The organism is Bacillus sp. FSL K6-0993 (genome assembly GCF_037977205.1).
GTDB classification, from domain to species: domain Bacteria; phylum Bacillota; class Bacilli; order Bacillales; family Bacillaceae; genus Bacillus; species Bacillus subtilis.
Genome location: NZ_CP150275.1, coordinates 2,847,989 through 2,866,566 on the forward strand (window position 1 = coordinate 2,847,989; position 18,578 = coordinate 2,866,566).

The window sequence follows — 18,578 nt, forward strand, 5'->3', positions numbered from 1 at the left end:
ATTCCCCTTCCGTTTTCACCTGTAATTAAAGAACGCTCGCACGGCCTTGATAGACTGCGCCTCTGGAAGCGTCAACTGTAATATCCTGGCCATCTGTCAAAATAGATGTCGCATTTTCCAGACCCACGATAACCGGGATGCCAAGGCTTAATCCGACTACCGCAGCATGGCTAGTCAAGCCGCCTTCTTCTGTAATAAGAGCAGACGCTTTTTCAAGGGATGCAATCATATCACGGTCAGTGCTTTTGGTAACAAGTACCGCACCGTCCGTCATTTTTTGCTCAGCTTCTTTTGCATTTTGTGCAACGACAACCGGACCGTAAGCTGATTTGCGTCCAATGCCTTGCCCTTTAGCGATGATATCGCCGACAGTATGAACCTTCATTAAGTTTGTAGTGCCGGACTCACCGACAGTGCCTGCTGTAATAACGATAAGATCGCCGTGTTTTACAATTCCGCTGTTCAATGATTTTTGGACAGCATCCTCAAGCATCTCATCTGTTGAGCTCGCATTTTGGCCGCTTTCCGCGAATACGCCAGATACGAGGGCAAGCTTTCTGGAAATAGAGTCATTTACAGTAACCGCAACAATCGGAGCCTGCGGACGGTATTTTGCAATCATACGTGCTGTATGGCCGCTTTCTGTCGGCGTTACGATCGCAGCAGCATTCAGGTTAATCGCCGTATGCGCGACAGATTGTCCAATTGCGTCTGTAATTGTCATGCCTACTTGATCTCTGCGTTTTGAGAGAATTTCTTTATAATTTAAAGCTTCTTCAGAACGGGACGCGATGTTATGCATTGTTTGAACTGCTTCAACCGGATAGCTTCCGGCAGCAGTTTCACCAGATAGCATGATCGCATCTGTTCCGTCGAAGATCGCGTTTGCAACGTCACTTGCTTCCGCACGAGTCGGACGCGGGTTGCGCTGCATGCTGTCAAGCATTTGTGTCGCTGTAATAACAGGTTTGCCCAGCGCGTTGCATTTTTTGATCAGTTCTTTTTGCACAAGCGGCACTTCTTCAGCTGGAATTTCCACACCTAAGTCTCCGCGTGCAACCATTAAGCCGTCAGACACTTCGAGAATTGCATCGATGTTGTCAACGCCCTCTTGGTTTTCGATTTTAGGGATGATTTGAATATCCTGAGCGTTGTGCTCTTCAAGAAGCTCACGGATTTCGAGCACGTCCGTGGAACGTCGAATGAAAGATGGTGCGATGAAGTCTACTCCTTGCTCAATACCGAAAACGATGTCTCGCGCATCCTTTTCAGTAATACCCGGAAGATTGACACTTACGCCCGGTACGTTAACACCTTTTTTATTTTTGAGTGTTCCGTTGTTTAATACTTTTGTTTTGATTTCGCGTTTAGCGGCATCTACATCAAGTACCTCAAGACCGATAAGGCCGTCATCTAACAGAATCGTTGAACCTTGTTCAACGTCATGGACTAAACCTTCATATGTCACTGAAATTTTATCTGTTGTTCCTACAACCTCGTCCATTGAAATGATAAGCTCTTTGCCTGTTTCAAGCTCAATACCGCCGTTTTCCATTGTATGTGTGCGGATTTCAGGACCTTTTGTATCAAGCAGAATACCAACGTTCTTGCCAAGTTTTTTGCTTGCTTCGCGGATATTTTTAATTCTTGCACCGTGCTCCTCAAAATCTCCGTGAGAAAAGTTTAATCGAGCCACGTTCATTCCTGACTCCATTAATTTCGTAAGCATTTCAATACTTTCACTTGCCGGACCGATGGTACAAACAATTTTAGTTTTTCTCATTTGGTTCACTTCCTTCTGAAATCTTCAGCCTTCAGCTGCACATTAGATAGACAGTTCTTTTGAAAGCTGATACATGTTTTGCTCAACTGTGTGTTTTGTCTCCAGTATTTCTATAATATCATGGTCTACAAGCTTATTGTTTTGTATACCTACACAGCGTCCGCCTTTTCCTTCAAGCAGCAGTTCAACTGCATATGCGCCGAGACGGCTTGCTAACACACGGTCAGCAGCACTCGGAGAACCTCCGCGCTGGATATGGCCCAATACAGATACCCTAGTTTCAAGATTTGTTTCTTCTTCAATGCGTTTCCCGAATTCAACACCGCTGCCTACACCTTCGGCAACAATAATAATACTGTGCTTCTTGCCGCGTTCGTGGCCGCGTTTTAAGCGGGCAATGATTTCGTGCATGTCATAGTCTGCCTCAGGGATTAAGATCGATTCCGCGCCCCCTGCAAGACCGGCCCACAATGCGATATCGCCGGCATGACGGCCCATTACTTCGATTACATATGTACGTTCATGAGAAGTCGCTGTATCGCGAATCTTATCAATTGCGTCAATTACTGTATTTAAAGCTGTATCGAAACCGATTGTAAAATCAGTGCCCGGAATGTCATTATCAATTGTACCCGGTACACCTACACATGGAAACCCGTGTTCCGTTAATTTTTTCGCACCCATATATGAACCGTCTCCGCCGATAACAACAAGGCCTTCAATACCAAGCTTCTTCAAGTTTTCTATCCCTTTTTCACGGCCTTCAACTGTTTTGAATTCAGGACATCTTGCCGTATAAAGCTTAGTTCCTCCACGATGTATAATATCGCCTACTGATCCGAGTTCAAGCTTTTCAATCTTTCCGCTGATCAATCCCGCGTATCCGTTGTAAATACCGTAAACTTCAACGTCATGATAGATCGCTTTTCTGACTACTGCGCGAACTGCTGCGTTCATTCCCGGGGAATCCCCGCCGCTCGTTAATACCCCTATACGTTTCATTCTCCATTCACCTCAGCAACATATATGATTAAACATAACATGATCATTGCCCTAAAAACAATGAAAAGGGATCTCCATCCTCCCTATGAAACCTTACCTATTATACAATTAAATAAATTGTTTTTAAATAAAATTTAAGGAATGTCACAAAAAATAAACGTGAGCCAAAGGCTTCACGTTTATTTAGTTTACCCCGATATATTGATCTTCAACCGAGACTTTGCCAATTGCTTTATATTTTTCATAGCGCTGCTGAACTAATTCTTCTTCGCTCAGCTTCAGCAAAGTTTTTAACGATTGTTTAAGGGTTTCGTCCATATAGCTTGCCTGCAGCTTCACATCATGGTGCGCTCCGCCTTTTACTTCTTTAATCATATGATCTATAATACCTAATTCTTTTAAATCCGGCGCAGTGATTTTCATTGTTTCTGCTGCTTTTTTAGCAAGACTGGAGTCCTTCCATAAAAGTGCCGCGGCACCTTCCGGAGAAATAACAGAATAAGTAGAGTTTTCCAGCATATGCAAGTGATTGCCTACTCCCAGACCAAGGGCTCCGCCGCTTCCGCCTTCACCGATGACGATGCAGATAACAGGCACTCGAAGGCCGGCCATCTCAAACAGGTTTTTGGCAATAGCTTCACTTTGTCCTCTTTCTTCAGCTGCTCGTCCAGGGTATGCCCCCTTCGTATCAATAAAACAGATAATCGGTCTGTTAAATTTGTCAGCCTGTTTCATCAGACGAAGCGCTTTTCTGTAGCCTTCAGGATGCGGCATCCCAAAATTGCGGACTAGGTTTTCCTTCGTGTCTTTGCCGCGCTGATGCCCGATTACCGTTACAGGGAGGCCGTGGAACTTCGCAATCCCGCCAACAATGGCTTCATCGTCCCCGTACGCTCTGTCTCCGTGACATTCAAAAAAGTCGGTAAACAGGTGTTCGATATAATCAAGAGTTGTCGGACGGTCCGCCAGACGCGCAATTTGAACCCGGTCCCATGGCTTCAGATTTTTGTAAATATCATCCTGAAGCTTAGCGAGACGGTCTTCGAGCCGTTCGATTTCCGCACTTAGATCCATATCGGAATCTTGGGTGAATTTTTTTAGTTCGGCGATTTTGGATTGCAGTTCAATCACCGGTTTTTCAAATTCTAATCTTGGAGCCACTCAATGTCACCTCCTGTTTGATGCATATCCAGCAGATTTTCTAACGTTTTTTTCATATCGTCGCGATGAATAACCGCATCAAGCTGTCCATGTTTTAATAAAAATTCAGCCGTTTGGAAGTCCTCAGGCAGTTTTTCTCCTATTGTCTGTTCAATAATCCGTCTTCCGGCAAAACCGATCAGCGCGCCAGGCTCAGCGAAATTGTAATCGCCAAGGGATGCAAAGCTTGCTGATACGCCTCCGGTAGTCGGATGCGTCATTACTGAAATAATAAGACCCTGCTCTTCACTGAACAGTTTTAACGCAGAGCTTGTCTTAGCCATCTGCATCAAACTTAATACGCCTTCCTGCATTCTAGCGCCGCCTGAAGCCGTAAAAATAATAAACGGAACTTTATCAGCTTTTGCTTTTTCAATCGCAAGCGTGATTTTTTCACCGACGACTGAACCCATGCTGCCCATTCTGAATGAAGAGTCCATGACGGCGACAACAGCCGGGTGTCCGCCGATGGTGCCCTTGCCTGTCACAACAGCCTCGTTTAAGGATGTTTTCTCGCGATCTTTTTCAAGCTTTTCCAGATATCCCGGGAAACCAAGTGGATTTTCCGAGAGCATTCCCTGATTGAATTCCTCAAAGGATTGTTCATCCATCAAGCTTTCGATACGCTGTTTTGCGTTCATTGGGAAATGATAATCGCAGTTCATGCATACCCGCATATTTTTATCCAACTCTTTAGTGAGCATGATTTTTTTACACTTAGGACATTTTGTCATAATGCCTTCCGGAACATCGTGCTTCGCTTGATCAGATGGTACGGAAGCATACTTTTTCTTTTTCGTGAATATATCCTTTAACAAATGATTACCTCCCTTTTGTGAAGGGTTCTCTTCACCGCATGTCATCAAACAGATAGACTTGCTAATAACTTTACCGAAACTATTGTACTTTTTTTGTCAAACGCTGTCATCCTCAATTCGACAACTTTTTATTCGATGACGTGCTCGGAAAGGCTTGTATGAAATCAGATAAGGTGTTGAAACGACAAGGTTGACAGCGCATTCAAAAATAATGTTAAACCCGGCTGAAATTTTTTTAAGGCTAACCCCCTAAAAAAATTTCAGCCGTCAGTTTAACTTGAGAACAGCGCGCCGGTCTCCGCCAACGCGCTGCCATTTTTGGAATGAATTAATTATTCACCAATAATCGTAAGTTTTCTTGTTTTTTCTGCGACTTCCTCAGGGTCAACAGTGATTCTTGCAACACCTGTTTCCATCGCAGCTTTTGCCACAGCCTTCGCAACAGCAGGCGCAACACGTTTATCAAACGGTGCAGGGATGACATAGTCTGCGCTAAGCTCATCTTCTGAAACCAGTGAAGCAATGGCTTCAACCGCTGCGATTTTCATTTCCTCGTTAATATGAGTGGCACGCACATCAAGTGCTCCGCGGAAAATACCAGGGAATGCAAGAACATTGTTTACTTGGTTCGGGAAGTCAGAACGGCCAGTTCCGATAACGCTTGCGCCGGCTTCACGCGCATCTTCCGGCATGATTTCCGGATTTGGATTTGCCATTGCAAAGATAATCGGATCTTTTGCCATGCTTTGAACCATTTCTTTTGTTAACGCGCCTGCTACAGAGACACCGATAAATACGTCAGCATCAACGATGACATCTTTCAGAGAACCGTCTTTGCGGTCTTGGTTCGTGAACTTCGCCACTTCATTTTTGACATCGTTCATGCCGTTCGGGCGCCCTTCATAAATGGCCCCTTTGGAATCACACATCACAATGTCGCGAACGCCATAATGATGAAGAAGCTTGATAATCGCAATGCCAGCCGCACCCGCGCCGTTTGCGACAACTTTAATAGATGACATGGATTTTCCAGACAGTTTCAGCGCGTTCACAAGACCTGCTACGGTTACAATGGCAGTACCGTGCTGATCATCATGGAAAACTGGGATGTTTGTTTCTTTTTTGAGGCGCTCTTCAATGATAAAGCAGTTTGGCGCTGCAATATCTTCAAGGTTGACGCCGCCAAATGTCGGTTCCAGCAATTTTACAGTTTCAACGATTTTATCAACATCGTTTGTGTTTAAAGCAATCGGGAACGCATCTACGCCCGCAAAGCTTTTGAAAAGAACTGCTTTCCCTTCCATAACAGGAAGCGCCGCTTCAGGGCCGATGTTTCCAAGGCCAAGCACAGCTGTACCGTCAGTTACAACTGCTACCATATTCCCCTTCATTGTATAATCATATACTTTGTTAATGTCTTCATGAATATCCTTACACGGTTCTGCAACACCCGGAGAATACGCGAGGCTTAAATCTTTCGCATTTCTGACCTCTACTTTTGATTTAGACTCCAGTTTCCCCTGGTTGACTTTATGCAGGTGTAATGCTTCTTCTCTTAATGACATTCTCCTAAACACTCCTTATGGATATTTTTTGATTCGTATACTGCTGCGTTGATTGCTGCATTCTGCGGAGTAAATCTATCTGAATATTTAAACAGGATCACATAATTGCTCCAATTGTATAACAAAAAGCGAATCGTTACCACTGTTTTAAAACGACGTTTTTTTGACCCAACAGCTCTTTTAAGCGATATAACACCTGATGATCTGCATTGATATGAAACGACTCAGGAAGCTTAATCGTCTGTTTTTGCCTTTCATAATAGAGATAAACGCCTGTTTCCCCTTTATGCTCCAGCAAAATGCGCTTAATCTTTGCCAGGATCTCCTGGCTGTGCTGACTGCTTTCTATTTTTATATAAACCGAAGGCGCTTTTTCTGCATCCATATTTTCTAATAATTCTGCCCGGGACATGATGAATTGGATCTTATCTTGTCTTACTTCGCATTTCCCCGCTGTGAACAAAAGAGCGCCTTCTCTTAAAACGGGTGAAAGCTGTCTGAATTGTTCAGGGAAGACTACGGCTTCCATCTCGCCGGTTTCATCACTGAGCGTTAAAAACGCCATGTTTTGACCTGTTTTCGTCCGAATCGTTTTGATCTTCGACAGCAGAACGCCTAGTGAAAGCTGCCTTTTGACTGTCCGCTGAGCCTGCAAAATGGAGACTGCTCCTTGCGCAGTGAGCTGTTTTCGGAAGGCGGAGAGCGGATGATTTGAAAAATAAATGCCGAGCGTTTCCTTTTCAAATGCAAGTAAATCCACTAGCGGAAGCTCTTCCGTTTCCACATACTTCGGCTTAATTGAAAACGATTCATCTAAAAACAATCCCATTTGGTCATCGTCCGCGGCGAATAGCTCAGCATGTTCCAAAGCAACATCAATGGATGCGAGCAGCGTGGCCCGGTTTTGGCCGAATTCGTCCATCGCACCAGAAAAGATAAGTGCTTCAAGCATTTTGCGATTTACGCTTTTTGACGGCACGCGAAAGCAGAAATCGAAAAGATCTTCAAATGGTTTCTCTTTTCTTGCTTTATATATATCTTTGACTGCTGAGACGCCTACACTTTTTATCGCGCGGAGGCTGTATCTGACAGATCCGTTTTCAACTGTAAACGGAAAACTGCTTTTATTCACTGACGGAGGAAGGATACGAATCCCGCTCCCCTTTGCTTCGTAAAGATATTGAGAGATTTTATCCTCATTGCCAATGACGCTTGTCAGCAATCCGCACATAAAATATAACGGGTAATGAGCTTTCAAATACGCAAGCTGGCACCCGATCATGCTGTATGCCACCGCATGGCTTCGGTTAAAGCCATAGTTTGCGAATTTGACGATTAAATCGTAGACCTCATTTGCAGTGTCTACAGAATACTCCTTTTTTAAGCACCCTTCAACAAAATGGCTTCGCTCTCTGTCCAGGATTTCTTTTTTCTTTTTGCTGACCGCCCTTCTCAATAGGTCCGCTTCGCCTAAAGAAAACCCCGCCATACGGGAAGCAATCATCATAATTTGTTCCTGATACACAATGACGCCATATGTATCTTCCAAAATGCTCCTTAAATCTTCATGAGGATAGTGAACAGGCGCCCGGCCGTGTTTACGGTCGATAAATAACGGAATATTTTCCATCGGACCCGGCCGGTACAGTGCATTGACTGCCACAATATCTTCTAGGCCTGAAGGTTTCAGCCGTTTCAAGACGCTTCTCATCCCTGCAGATTCAAGCTGGAAAATGCCTGTCGTATCCCCTTTTGACAGCAAGGAGAACGTTTTGTCATCGCTGTAGGAAATACTTGAAAGATCTATTTTAATATTTTCTTCTTTTTCAATCATTGAAGTGATGGATTCAATAAGTGTCAGGTTCCTCAAACCTAAGAAATCCATTTTTAAAAGGCCCAAGTCTTCAAGATGGTCCATCGCGTATTGCGTTAAATAGATCCCTTCATGCCCTTCTTGAAGCGGAACAACATCTGTTAACGGTTCTTCACTCAGGACAACGCCCGCTGCGTGGGTTGATGCATGCCTTGGCAGCCCTTCTATTTTCCGGGCAATTGAATAGACTTGCTGAAGCAGGCTTGACTCCCGAAGCCGCTTATCCAGCTGCGGTGATTGCTGTCTCGCTCCATCCAGCGTCATGCCCGGTCTTGAAGGAATGAGTTTTGCAAGCTGATCTGCCTCCTTCGGGCTGACGCCGAATACTCTGCCGACGTCCCGGAGCGCCGCCTTTGCCGCAAGTGTTCCAAAGGTGATAATCTGTGCGACGTGCATTGCACCGTATTTCTGCTGAACATATTGAATGACTTCATCCCTTCTAGTATCGGGAAAGTCAATATCAATATCCGGCATGCTGACGCGTTCGGGATTTAAAAATCTTTCAAACAGAAGGTGATGCTTAATCGGGTCAACATCTGTGATATACAGGACATATGCCACAAGAGAACCTGCCGCAGAACCCCTTCCCGGTCCTGTAACAATCCCTTTTTCATGGGCGTGCTTCATAAAATCCCACACGATCAGAAAGTAATCGCTGAACTTCATCCGCTTGATGACATCAAGCTCATATTGAAGACGGCGAAGGTATCGTTCATCAGGCTTGCCGAAACGGCTGCGGAGTCCCTCCATACAGATATCCGTTAAATAATCATCAGCGGACGTTCCGTCTGGGGTCGGAAAAGACGGTAGACGGGTCTGCCCGAGACTGACGTCAACCCGGCATTGTTCCGCGATCTCTACAGAAGCTTGCAGTGCCTCGGGATGCTCTCGATAAATGTTTTGCATTTCTACGAGTGGTTTCAAATCGAGATCAGGCAAATCTTCAGCGGGTGCATCCGTCAGTTTTTCCCCCGCTTTAATCGCTTTCAAACAACGGTAGGCAGCCTTATCTTCCTTCCTTATGTAATGCACATCGCCTGTGGCCGTAACAGGGATACCCGTTTCTTCTGACAGCTTTAGAATCTGCTCAGACAAGACTTGATTCCCTTTAAAAGGCTGATAGGAGAAATAAAAAGCTCCCTTTCCGAATATAGACTGAAATTCCAGCGAGGCTTGAGCAGCCTGTTCGAACAGCCCTCCTTCAAGAAGCGTTTCAATATATCCTTTTTCGCCGGGCGTTATTGCGATAGTCCCTTCTCGATAACTGTGAAGCCATTTCGGCTTCAGTCCGCCTTTTGATTTAGATTGCAGAACGCTGCTGATTTTCAGCAGGTTTTGATAGCCTGTATTTGATTTTGCCAGCAGGACGAGCGGGTATGCTTCAAGTTCGCTGTCATCTGTAAAAACAGAAGCCGTCAAACCGATTATTGGGTTGATCCCTCTCGCCTTGCAAGCTTTATAAAATTGAATAGCTCCGTACATGACATGATCATCTGTCAGCGCCAAAGACGCATATCCGAGCCTGTCAGCTTCACTGACGAGCTCTTCCACAGCCGCGGCGCTGTTTAGCAGGCTGTACCCGCTATGCACTTGCAGGTGAACAAAAGACATGCTATCACCTCTTTCTCATTACGATCCATTTCTTCCTTCATTATAAGGCCGGTTTCCAAAAGAAACAAATGTTCTTTTTTGACTCATCATCATACTTGTCCTGAAAGCTCAATATGATATAAAAGGTGAGGTGATAAAGATGGATCAGGAAGCAGGATTTATGGTGAATTTTATCAATAGCTACTTCATTGCGTTAGGGGTGCTGATCGGGGGCGCACTCATCGGAGGGCTCGGAGCATATTTGGCAGGCGAACCCCCGCTTACAGCCATTACAAAGCTTGCCAACCGGTTAAAAATATGGGCGCTTGTCGCAGCTATCGGAGGCACCTTTGATGCGGTATACAGCTTTGAACGCGGCATACTCGAAGGCAATACGAGAGATATCTTTAAACAGCTTCTTTTAATTATTTCGGCCATGGGAGGCGCGCAAAGCGGCTGGCTTATTATATCATGGCTGACCCAGGAGCATCTTTCTTCATGAGGGTCCCCCAGCATTACAAAAAACCGGGATGGCAGCGTTTTTTCGCGGGAATGATGTGCGGGGCCGTAATCAGCTGGTTCTTTTTCCTGTTTACTTACGGAACATTCCAAGAGGAGCAGGTCAGCCTCATCGAAAAGCAAAAAGAGCATGTAAAAGACTTGAACAATCAAATTTCGATCTATCAGGAAGACCTCCATAAACTGAATGAAGATAATAAAAGAAAACTGCTGATTCAAAGCGTCAGCGTCAAATTGCTGAATGGGGATAAATATAAAATATCACAGCCGGATAAAACGAAATTCGAGGAGCATGTAAAGGATGATATTTCAGAGGTGATTACAAAAGACATAGAGAGCGTCTATCAAACAAAGGATCTCTTGAAGCGGACAATTGAAAATAAAGTCTATATGATCAATGAGAAAAAATACGAGGCAACCGTCAGAGAATTGATTATTTATACGAGGCTGACAGTGGAACTTGAAATATCTTTCGCCACATAATTATGGATTTTTTTCAAATTCTCCAAACTTCTGTCGCTTTTTCCCATTCTTTTTTATAAACTATATGTGAGGCTTAATGGCGAAAGGAAGGAGGAAGGGAAATGGAGGTTTACAGTGACCGTCAGTTAGCAAAAGATCAAGCAGCCCGTCTCAGACAAGGTTTTTCTGCATATGCCGAAACAAACTCACTCGCTTCCCTCATCAAAAAAGAACTTCAATCACACAATCTCCAAGTCTACGAGGACCTTACTGATTTCGGCTGCTGGTTCATCCCCGTCACAGATGAACACTAAGAGAGAGGGTCTCCCCTCTACTCGTGTTCTTTACATAATGTTTCCAGATCAGCTAAAATCCGATCAGCTTCATCCCAGCTGTAAATAGAGGCGCCTGAAGCAAACGGATGCCCTCCGCCGTTATATTTCCGGGCAAGTCCGTTAATGACAGGCCCCTTCGAACGGAATCTGACTCTGATTTGATCGTCTTCTTCTACGAAAAACACCCAGGCGCGAATACCTGAGATATTGCCAAGCGTCCCGACAAGCTGCGACGCTTCAGAAGCCGTTGTGCCGAATTTTTCAAGCGTATCCTTTTTGATGAAAACAGAAGCAGCCCCGTTTTCGGACAAAGACACATTTTGAAAGATAAAGCCGTTAAGCTTCACCACATTCAGTTTTGTTTCATACAATTGATTAAATAACTCTGAGGAAGAGAATGGATACTGAATGAGCTCGCCTGCATATTTTAATGTTTTTTCCGTGGTATTCGGAAATAAAAAGCGTCCGGTATCTCCAACAATGCCGGCGTAGATCAGCTCTGCCGCTTTCGTATTCAGCTTCCAGCCGTGCTCTTTTCCTTCTAAATACAGCTCGTAAATCATTTCACTTACTGAGCTGGCGCTTGTATCGACCCAGAGAAGGTCACCGTATGGATCTTCGTTCGGATGGTGGTCGATTTTCATTAGTTTGGCGCCTGAAGGATAACGCTGATCGTCGATTCTTTCCTGATTTGCCGTATCGCAGACAATGACAAGTGCGCCTTCATATGTTTCATTGTCCACCTCATCGAGGGAATATAAGAAAGAGAGGGACGGTTCAGGCGTGCCGACCGCAAAAATATTTTTTTCAGGATATGTTTCACGCAGGATTTCCGTAAGCCCGCACTGTGATCCGTAGGCATCCGGATCAGGACGCACATGTCTATGTAAGATAATCGTGTCATATAATGATATGGTTCTGATCAATTCTGTTTTCATTTGATACTCCTTTATTGTTTTTATTCATTAAATCACATTCTCTGCCGACGGAAAAGAAAAATAACGTCAAAACCAAGCCCGTTTTTGTATAAAATGGGTTTGTAAACTTTTACGATGGAGGATTTCATTTATGCTGGTTCTTGTTTTTTTGATTGGGCTTTCAGCCTACTTTTATGTGTACTATAAAGTAAAAGGCGTACGGGCAAAGCCATCTTTGGCAAAAGAAATATGTTCAGCAAAATCAAGCATGGCCTTAGGGTCACTAGTCTTGTTCTACGGGCTCAACCAAATGATATTATTCCATTCAGTATTAACGTTAGTAATCGGCGGTATCTTTATCGTCATAGGAGCAGGAAGCGCTTGGGCAGGTTATAAAGCCTTCAGGCATTACAATCCCCTTCACGCCAAAGAAGCTGAAAGAGATCACGCGTAAGGGGCGCCTGAACGTCCCTTAGCTTCTTTCCATCAGCTGAACCATCAGCATCGCTTTAGACACGATATGACCTTGGCTGTGCACTTCCACTTCCATTTTCCCAAACTTTCTGCCTGCCTCCAAGATGCGAGGTTTGACTTCGATGACTGATTCCATCTGCACAGGCTTCAAAAAGAAGATGGTGATGCTCTCTATGACGAGTTCGCCGCGTTTTTTCGAGCGCAAAAATCGGTTTGCCGCTTGCGTCAAAATAGTCGTAAATACGCCATAAGAAATGGTTCCAAGCTGATTTGTCATTTGCGGCGTGACTTCATACTCGTAAACCGTTTGATTTTCTTTATCATCACCCTCATCTTTAAACCCCCTTGAAACGATATCATCAAGCTTCTCCCCGACCTGCGGCTGCTTTTGAATCATTTGAAGAGCTTTCAATACGTCTTGGCGGCTGATCATGCCGATGAGTTTTTGGTGGCCGTCAGTGACGGGAAGCACTTCGATCCCTTCCCATACCATCGTTTGCGCAGCTGAAGCGACAGATGTTTTCCCAATAACCGTGACGGGATTTTTGGTCATAACTTTTTCTATAGATGCATTTCGGTCATGGCCAGCAATATCTTTTGATGTCAGAATGCCATGGATTTTCATTTGATCGTCGACAACCGGGAAGCGGCCGTGCCCCGTTTCAAAATTTTTCTCATACCATTTTTCAAGTTTATCCTTAGGCGAAAGATATACCGTGCGGTCAGCAGGTGTTAGGATGTCCTCCACCAAAACAATTTCTTTTTTGATCAGCTGGTCATATATTGCCCGGTTAATCATCGCGGCAACTGTAAAGGTGTCATAGCTCGTGGATAAAATCGGCAGTTCAAGCTCATCTGCTAGCTGCACAATGCTGTCATCCGTGTTAAAGCCCCCGGTCACCAATACGGCCGCACCCGCTTCAAGCGCCTGCCTATGTGCATTGATTCTGTTTCCGACAATCAAAAGATTCCCCGCTGCGGTGTAACGCATCATCGCGTCAAGCTCCATCGCGCCGATGACGAATTTATTCAATGTCTTATGGAGCCCTGCCCTGCCTCCGAGCACTTGTCCGTCTATAACATTTACAACCTCTGCATAGGTAAGCTTTTCAATGTTCTCTTTTTTCTTTTGTTCAATTCTGATTGTGCCCACACGTTCAATCGTGCTGACAAACCCTTTATTCTCTGCTTCCTTGATCGCTCTGTACGCGGTTCCTTCGCTTACTTTCATTTCCTTTGCAATTCTTCGGACAGAAATTTTTTCACCGACAGGCAGTGAATCGATATACGTTAAAATTTGTTCATGCTTCGTTGCCAAGCCTTTCACCTCTAAGGACAGTCTTCTTGTTTTTATTATAAGGTTTCAAAGGATTTATACGCAATGAGGCTGGAAAATAAAAAAGAAGCCCGACCGGCTTCTTACAGCGTTGATTTCGTTCCAGTCAAGCGCAAGGACCTCGTGATTCCTTTTACATCGTAAAGCGGAAAAACCTTTATTTTTCTTTTAAATGGACATCAACCGCTGTCTTAACAATATTTCGATTCCCTATTTTAGATAAAACAAATAAAACTGCGGATAGCCATATCGCCCCTATGGCCGTATAGATCAATGGATAAACAGCTGTGTTTGCGATCCATTCATTTATTAATGTTCTGGCATTTACCAGAATAATAAATCCTCCTACAAGCACACCCATCAATTGCGGATGAAACTTCTGCACCAGCCATGCTGCGATAGGGGCAGCGATAATTCCGCCGGCCATTAGTGAAAACACCCATAACCAATTGACGTCCTCCCATCCTAATGAAATAAGAAAACCGGCAGTTGCAGATACGGCGATGGCAAATTCACTTGTGTCTACAGTCCCGACAACTTTCCTCGGGCTCAAGCCTTTGCGGGATAATAAAATCGGAGTGGTCACCGGCCCCCAGCCGCCTCCGCCTGTGGCATCTGCAAAACCAGCGATCACTCCCAATGGGATGGATTGTTTTCGGTTTAACGGCACATGCTTCTTCTCAAGAGCCGGCTTATACTGAAATAAAAACCTGATCAATACATATCCGCCCAGAAGGAGCAAAAACAAAGAAATATAGGGTTTCGCCACATCTCCAGGTAATTGGCTGAGGAATGCCGCGCCTAAAAAAGCGCCTATAGAGCCGGGAATGACAAGCTGATAAACGGTTTGTTTGTCAACATTGCCAAATTTAATATGCGACACTCCCGATGCGGCAGTCGTTACGACTTCCGCTAAATGGACAGAAGCCGAAGCCACAGCAGGTGTGATGCCAAACGACAATAACAAAGAAGTTGAGGTAACCCCATAAGCCATACCTAACGAACCGTCTATTAACTGCGACAATAAACCAATAAATGCAAAAACGATTAATTTCTTCATCAGAACACCCCATCTATATCAATCAGATATTTTTGATTCTTCATTCGAATCTAACAATCTCTTGGCGCTTTCATATAAAAAATAAGAGGCTTTGATAATGGCAGTTTCATCAATTGTAAATGCAGGGTGGTGCCAATCATGATCACCGTCTGTTCCAAAAAACGCAAAGGATCCCGGAATATGCTCAAGATAATAAGCAAAATCTTCCCCCGCGGTTGATGGGGCGGGATCAATGACTTGAAGTTTCGCTTTATGTGCAGCGTCTCGCACCAGCCCCGTAATTGCCTCATCATTACAAAGCGGCGGCGGTCCGGAATGCCACTTCACATTTGCCTTTAACGAGAAAGCGGCAGAAATCTGCTCTGTGACTGCAAAAAAACGCTGTTTCACTTGATTACGAACCTCTGAATCAAATGTACGAACAGTGCCCTCAATGACCACTGTATCCGGAATGACATTCCAAGTGCTGCCGCCGTTGATTTTCCCTATGGTTAAAATCGCGCTTTGCAGCGGGTTTACATTTCTGCTTACAATCGTTTGCAGGGCGACAATAAGCTGAGAGGCGCCGACAATTGGATCAAAACCATTATGCGGCAATGCTGCATGAGCACCTTTCCCTTCTATCTCTACTTTAAATCGGTCAACAGCAGCCATAAGCGGGCCTATTTTTAACCCTACAGTCCCAACCGCGATATCCGGTTTATTATGAAGTCCAATAACCGCATCAATGCCATCCAGTTGGCCGTCCTCTATCACTTTTGCAGCGCCTGCACCCGCTTCCTCTGCCGGCTGAAATAATAAACGAATCTTTCCTTTCAGACTGTCTTGATTTTCCTTCAATAAAAAGGCCGCACCAAGAAGCGCTGCCGTATGAAAATCATGACCGCACGCATGCATGATCCCTTTATGTTTAGACGCATAAGGCAATCCTGTTTTTTCTTCAATTGGCAAGGCGTCAATATCAGCCCTCAAAGCAATCGCCGGACCTTCTGACTCCCCTGCTATGTCTGCGAACACACCCGTTTTTAGAGCAGTAGGGCGAATCTGTATCCCCTTTTCTTTAAGGCATTTTTTTATAAAAGCAGTTGTTTCAAATTCTTCTTTTGACAGTTCAGGATATTGGTGCAGGTGCCGGCGAATGCCAATGAGCTGCTTTTCTAGCGTTGAGAGATTTACGGGATTATACTCCTCTTTCAACTTCAGGATGTCATTTCCTGTAGTCTGATATGGATAGGAGCCTTCTATATTTCTCCAATAATCCAAAGACATATGTTCCGCTCCTTTCCCTATCCCAATATATTTTCTTCAGACTCTTCAACATAAGATGAAATAAATCGGTTCAATTTATCAGCAAGACCGCCCGCCCCAAATCTTATATACTTGCTGGAAACTTTCGGATTATCTTCTTTCAAAAAGCTTAAAAAAGATAAAATATAAATGCGCCTGTAAGCTACTTGTGTAATTCCGTACTCAAAAAACCAGTTATCAATGACATTGTATACGCCTCGATTGACGCCATATAGGTTGTTACATTTCTTGTAAAAGCAGAGATCCGGAAGATTTAACTCCTGATGGGAAAGCAGGCTTTCTTTTTTGTTCGGTGCCATAATCCCAATCAGCTCAAAGCGTTTTGCAACGCACGAAATATCCTTTTTAATTTGCTTTGTTAAAGACTCCAAAGAATCAAACCTTCTTTCTTCTCTAATTTTAAAGAGAATGCTGCATTCGATTTTTTCTCCATAGATGTCTCTATGAAAGTCAAACAAAAAAATCTCCAATGTCCTTTTAAGGTTAGAGCCCACCGTCGGTTTCACACCGATATTCATAACCCCTAAATGAAATTGGTGATTGACTGTCGCCAGAACTCCATAAACTCCATTACGCAGCCCATGCATTTTTGCATCTACATTTGCCGTGGGGAATCCAAGCTTTCTGCCTAATTGTTTTCCTTTCACAACCGTACCGGCAATGATCGTCAAAAAAGTCAGCCTCCCCTCTCAGCTTCCGCATTCGATCAGACGAAACCTATTGATGTGATGAATGTAAAACGGATTGATGCTGCGGAATGCCAAGACCGAGATTTTCCCGCAAGGTCCCGCCGCGATAATCTTGACGATAAAGCCCTCTTTCTTGAAGAATCGGAATCACCTTTTCTACAAAAGCATCAAGTGTACCCGGTATATCCGACCCAATGATAAACCCATCCGCCGCCTCAGCGTTGAACCAAGTTTCAATTAAGGATGCGACACGCTCAGGTGTGCCGATAAATAGAGGCCGTGGAAAAGCCATTTCCTGTGCTACCTCCCGCAATGACAGATTTCTGGCTTTTGCTTCTCTCTTAATCCGGTCTGTTGTGCTTTGAAACGCATTCTTTCCCACATCGCCAATATCGGGAAATGGCTCATCCAACGCGTAAACACTCAGATCATAATCATCAAAAAAACGGGCCAAATACGTAACAGCATTTTCAATCGGTATCAATTCTGCAAATTCACGATACTTCTTTTCCGCCTCTTCTTCCGTATCTGCCACAATCGGGCTGATCCCTGGAAAAATCCGCACACTTGAAGGATCACGCCCTTCATCAACAGCTCGCCTTTTCACATCCGCATAAAACGCTTTTGTCTCTTCTAATGAATTGGAATGGGTAAAAATCGCATCCGCATTTTTAGCAGCAAACTGCCGGCCTGTTTCTGATGAACCCGCTTGAAACACTACAGGCTCTCCCTGCTTAGAGCGCCCGATATTCAAGGGCCCCTCTACTTGAAAATACTTTCCTTTATGATTCAGGCGATGAAGCTTCGCCGGATCGAAAAACTGCCCTGTTTTCTTATTGTGTATAAATGCGTCATGCTCCCAGGAATTCCACAGCCCGCGCACAACATCCAAATGCTCTTGTGCGATCTCGTAACGTTCAGTATGTTCTGGCAAATTAGACTTACTATGGTTGCGCGCCGCTCCTTCCTGCGGAGAAGTAACAAGATTCCAGCCAGCCCTGCCCCCGCTGATATGGTCCAGCGACATCAATTGTCTGGAGATAGTGAATGGCTCAGTAAAAGATGTAGAGAACGTCCCTACTAAACCAATATTTTTGGTAACCGATGCCAGCGCAGATAAAATGGTGATCGGTTCAAAACGGTTTAAAAAATGAGGAATCGATTTTTCAGAAATAAATAAGCCGTCTGCAATGAAAATAAAACTAAACAAGCCTTTTTCGGCTGTTTGCGCCTTTTTCATGTAAAATTCAATATTCGTGCTGGCCGAGGGATCAATATCGGGATGACGCCAGCCGTCAGTTGTTCCCCCGACACCGTGAATTATGGCTCCAAACTGAATAAAATCTGAACGTGTCATCTTTTTGACTCCTTTATCTGTGCATGATTAGCAAGTGCAAGATCAAGGTGTTCAATGCCGATTTCAGTTATCCCTTGATACTGATTGCCGCGCCCGATTTCGACCACAGGCACATGGCGTACCCCATATTTCACCTGTAAAATATCTCGAAGTTCCTCTTTCTCTGAAACATCGATATTTTGGAACGGGAACCCTGTTTCATTCAAATAATTCTTGACTTCCTCACAATACGAACAGCCTTTTTTACTCCAAACCACAATGTTCAAAACATCACTCATTCTTCTGTCCCT

General features: G+C 44.4%; 17 protein-coding genes. 4 read left to right on the forward strand and 13 right to left on the reverse strand.

The features are described from left to right. Positions 1 to 25: 25 nt before the first annotated feature. From pyk to dnaE, 6 genes are all read right to left on the reverse strand, one after another. A complete protein-coding gene (pyk, locus tag MHH79_RS14860) occupies positions 26 to 1,783 on the reverse strand; it encodes a pyruvate kinase (protein WP_004398560.1) in 1,758 nt (585 codons plus the stop codon). A gap of 42 nt (positions 1,784 to 1,825) precedes the next feature. Further along, positions 1,826 to 2,785, reverse strand: a complete 960-nt coding sequence (gene pfkA, locus MHH79_RS14865) for a 6-phosphofructokinase (RefSeq protein ID WP_003237788.1) — start codon at positions 2,783 to 2,785, stop codon at positions 1,826 to 1,828. Between the two features lie 183 nt (positions 2,786 to 2,968). Beyond that, positions 2,969 to 3,946: an acetyl-CoA carboxylase carboxyl transferase subunit alpha gene (gene accA / locus MHH79_RS14870; protein ID WP_015384352.1), complete on the reverse strand. Its 978-nt coding sequence runs from the start codon at positions 3,944 to 3,946 to the stop codon at positions 2,969 to 2,971. Then, on the reverse strand, positions 3,931 to 4,803 hold the full coding sequence (gene accD / locus MHH79_RS14875; protein WP_003223544.1) for an acetyl-CoA carboxylase, carboxyltransferase subunit beta: 873 nt from the start codon (positions 4,801 to 4,803) through the stop codon (positions 3,931 to 3,933). Before accD ends, accA begins: the two co-directional genes overlap by 16 nt. A 332-nt stretch (positions 4,804 to 5,135) precedes the next feature. Then, positions 5,136 to 6,368 (reverse strand): NADP-dependent malic enzyme, encoded by a 1,233-nt coding sequence (gene maeB / locus MHH79_RS14880; protein ID WP_014664951.1) that lies wholly within the window; start codon positions 6,366 to 6,368, stop codon positions 5,136 to 5,138. Positions 6,369 to 6,504: 136 nt separating this feature from the next. Further along, positions 6,505 to 9,852 carry a DNA polymerase III subunit alpha gene (gene dnaE, locus MHH79_RS14885; RefSeq protein ID WP_340034688.1) on the reverse strand — a complete coding sequence of 1,116 codons (3,348 nt, stop codon included), beginning with the start codon at positions 9,850 to 9,852 and terminating at the stop codon, positions 6,505 to 6,507. A gap of 139 nt (positions 9,853 to 9,991) precedes the next feature. Here dnaE and ytrH point away from each other — a divergent pair, with 139 nt between their 5' ends. The 3 genes from ytrH to MHH79_RS14900 all read left to right on the forward strand — a co-directional run bounded on the left by ytrH (position 9,992) and on the right by MHH79_RS14900 (position 11,126). Then, positions 9,992 to 10,333 carry a sporulation membrane protein YtrH gene (ytrH, locus tag MHH79_RS14890; RefSeq protein WP_003229410.1) on the forward strand — a complete coding sequence of 114 codons (342 nt, stop codon included), beginning with the start codon at positions 9,992 to 9,994 and terminating at the stop codon, positions 10,331 to 10,333. Beyond that, the gene (gene ytrI, locus MHH79_RS14895; RefSeq protein ID WP_003229408.1) at positions 10,330 to 10,833 is read left to right on the forward strand and encodes a sporulation membrane protein YtrI; all 504 of its coding nucleotides are present in this window, start codon (positions 10,330 to 10,332) and stop codon (positions 10,831 to 10,833) included. The genes ytrH and ytrI overlap by 4 nt, the downstream gene beginning before the upstream one ends. Before the next feature lie 101 nt (positions 10,834 to 10,934). Further along, positions 10,935 to 11,126: a hypothetical protein gene (locus MHH79_RS14900; RefSeq protein ID WP_003229407.1), complete on the forward strand. Its 192-nt coding sequence runs from the start codon at positions 10,935 to 10,937 to the stop codon at positions 11,124 to 11,126. Between the two features lie 17 nt (positions 11,127 to 11,143). On the opposite strand, the gene nrnA is transcribed toward MHH79_RS14900, so the two are convergent. After that, complete coding sequence (gene nrnA / locus MHH79_RS14905) at positions 11,144 to 12,085, reverse strand: bifunctional oligoribonuclease/PAP phosphatase NrnA (RefSeq protein ID WP_134156553.1); 942 nt, start codon at positions 12,083 to 12,085, stop codon at positions 11,144 to 11,146. Positions 12,086 to 12,215: 130 nt separating this feature from the next. Here nrnA and MHH79_RS14910 point away from each other — a divergent pair, with 130 nt between their 5' ends. Then, positions 12,216 to 12,518: a YtpI family protein gene (locus tag MHH79_RS14910; RefSeq protein WP_340034690.1), complete on the forward strand. Its 303-nt coding sequence runs from the start codon at positions 12,216 to 12,218 to the stop codon at positions 12,516 to 12,518. Between the two features lie 18 nt (positions 12,519 to 12,536). Here the strand turns inward: MHH79_RS14910 and MHH79_RS14915 are convergent, their stop codons facing one another. The 6 genes from MHH79_RS14915 to MHH79_RS14940 all read right to left on the reverse strand — a co-directional run bounded on the left by MHH79_RS14915 (position 12,537) and on the right by MHH79_RS14940 (position 18,566). Beyond that, complete coding sequence (locus MHH79_RS14915; protein ID WP_217019409.1) at positions 12,537 to 13,856, reverse strand: CBS domain-containing protein; 1,320 nt, start codon at positions 13,854 to 13,856, stop codon at positions 12,537 to 12,539. A 175-nt stretch (positions 13,857 to 14,031) separates the two neighbouring features. Next, complete coding sequence (locus MHH79_RS14920; RefSeq protein WP_340034691.1) at positions 14,032 to 14,934, reverse strand: sulfite exporter TauE/SafE family protein; 903 nt, start codon at positions 14,932 to 14,934, stop codon at positions 14,032 to 14,034. 18 nt (positions 14,935 to 14,952) lie between these two features. Then, a complete protein-coding gene (sndA, locus tag MHH79_RS14925; protein ID WP_217019408.1) occupies positions 14,953 to 16,203 on the reverse strand; it encodes an S-alkyl-N-acetyl-metabolite deacetylase SndA in 1,251 nt (416 codons plus the stop codon). Between the two features lie 17 nt (positions 16,204 to 16,220). Next, complete coding sequence (gene ribR / locus MHH79_RS14930; RefSeq protein ID WP_029318236.1) at positions 16,221 to 16,913, reverse strand: RNA-binding riboflavin kinase RibR; 693 nt, start codon at positions 16,911 to 16,913, stop codon at positions 16,221 to 16,223. 46 nt (positions 16,914 to 16,959) lie between these two features. Continuing rightward, positions 16,960 to 18,288: an LLM class flavin-dependent oxidoreductase gene (locus tag MHH79_RS14935; protein WP_340034692.1), complete on the reverse strand. Its 1,329-nt coding sequence runs from the start codon at positions 18,286 to 18,288 to the stop codon at positions 16,960 to 16,962. Continuing rightward, positions 18,285 to 18,566 (reverse strand): glutaredoxin family protein, encoded by a 282-nt coding sequence (locus MHH79_RS14940; RefSeq protein WP_251187620.1) that lies wholly within the window; start codon positions 18,564 to 18,566, stop codon positions 18,285 to 18,287. Before MHH79_RS14940 ends, MHH79_RS14935 begins: the two co-directional genes overlap by 4 nt. Between the last annotated feature and the right edge of the window lie 12 nt (positions 18,567 to 18,578).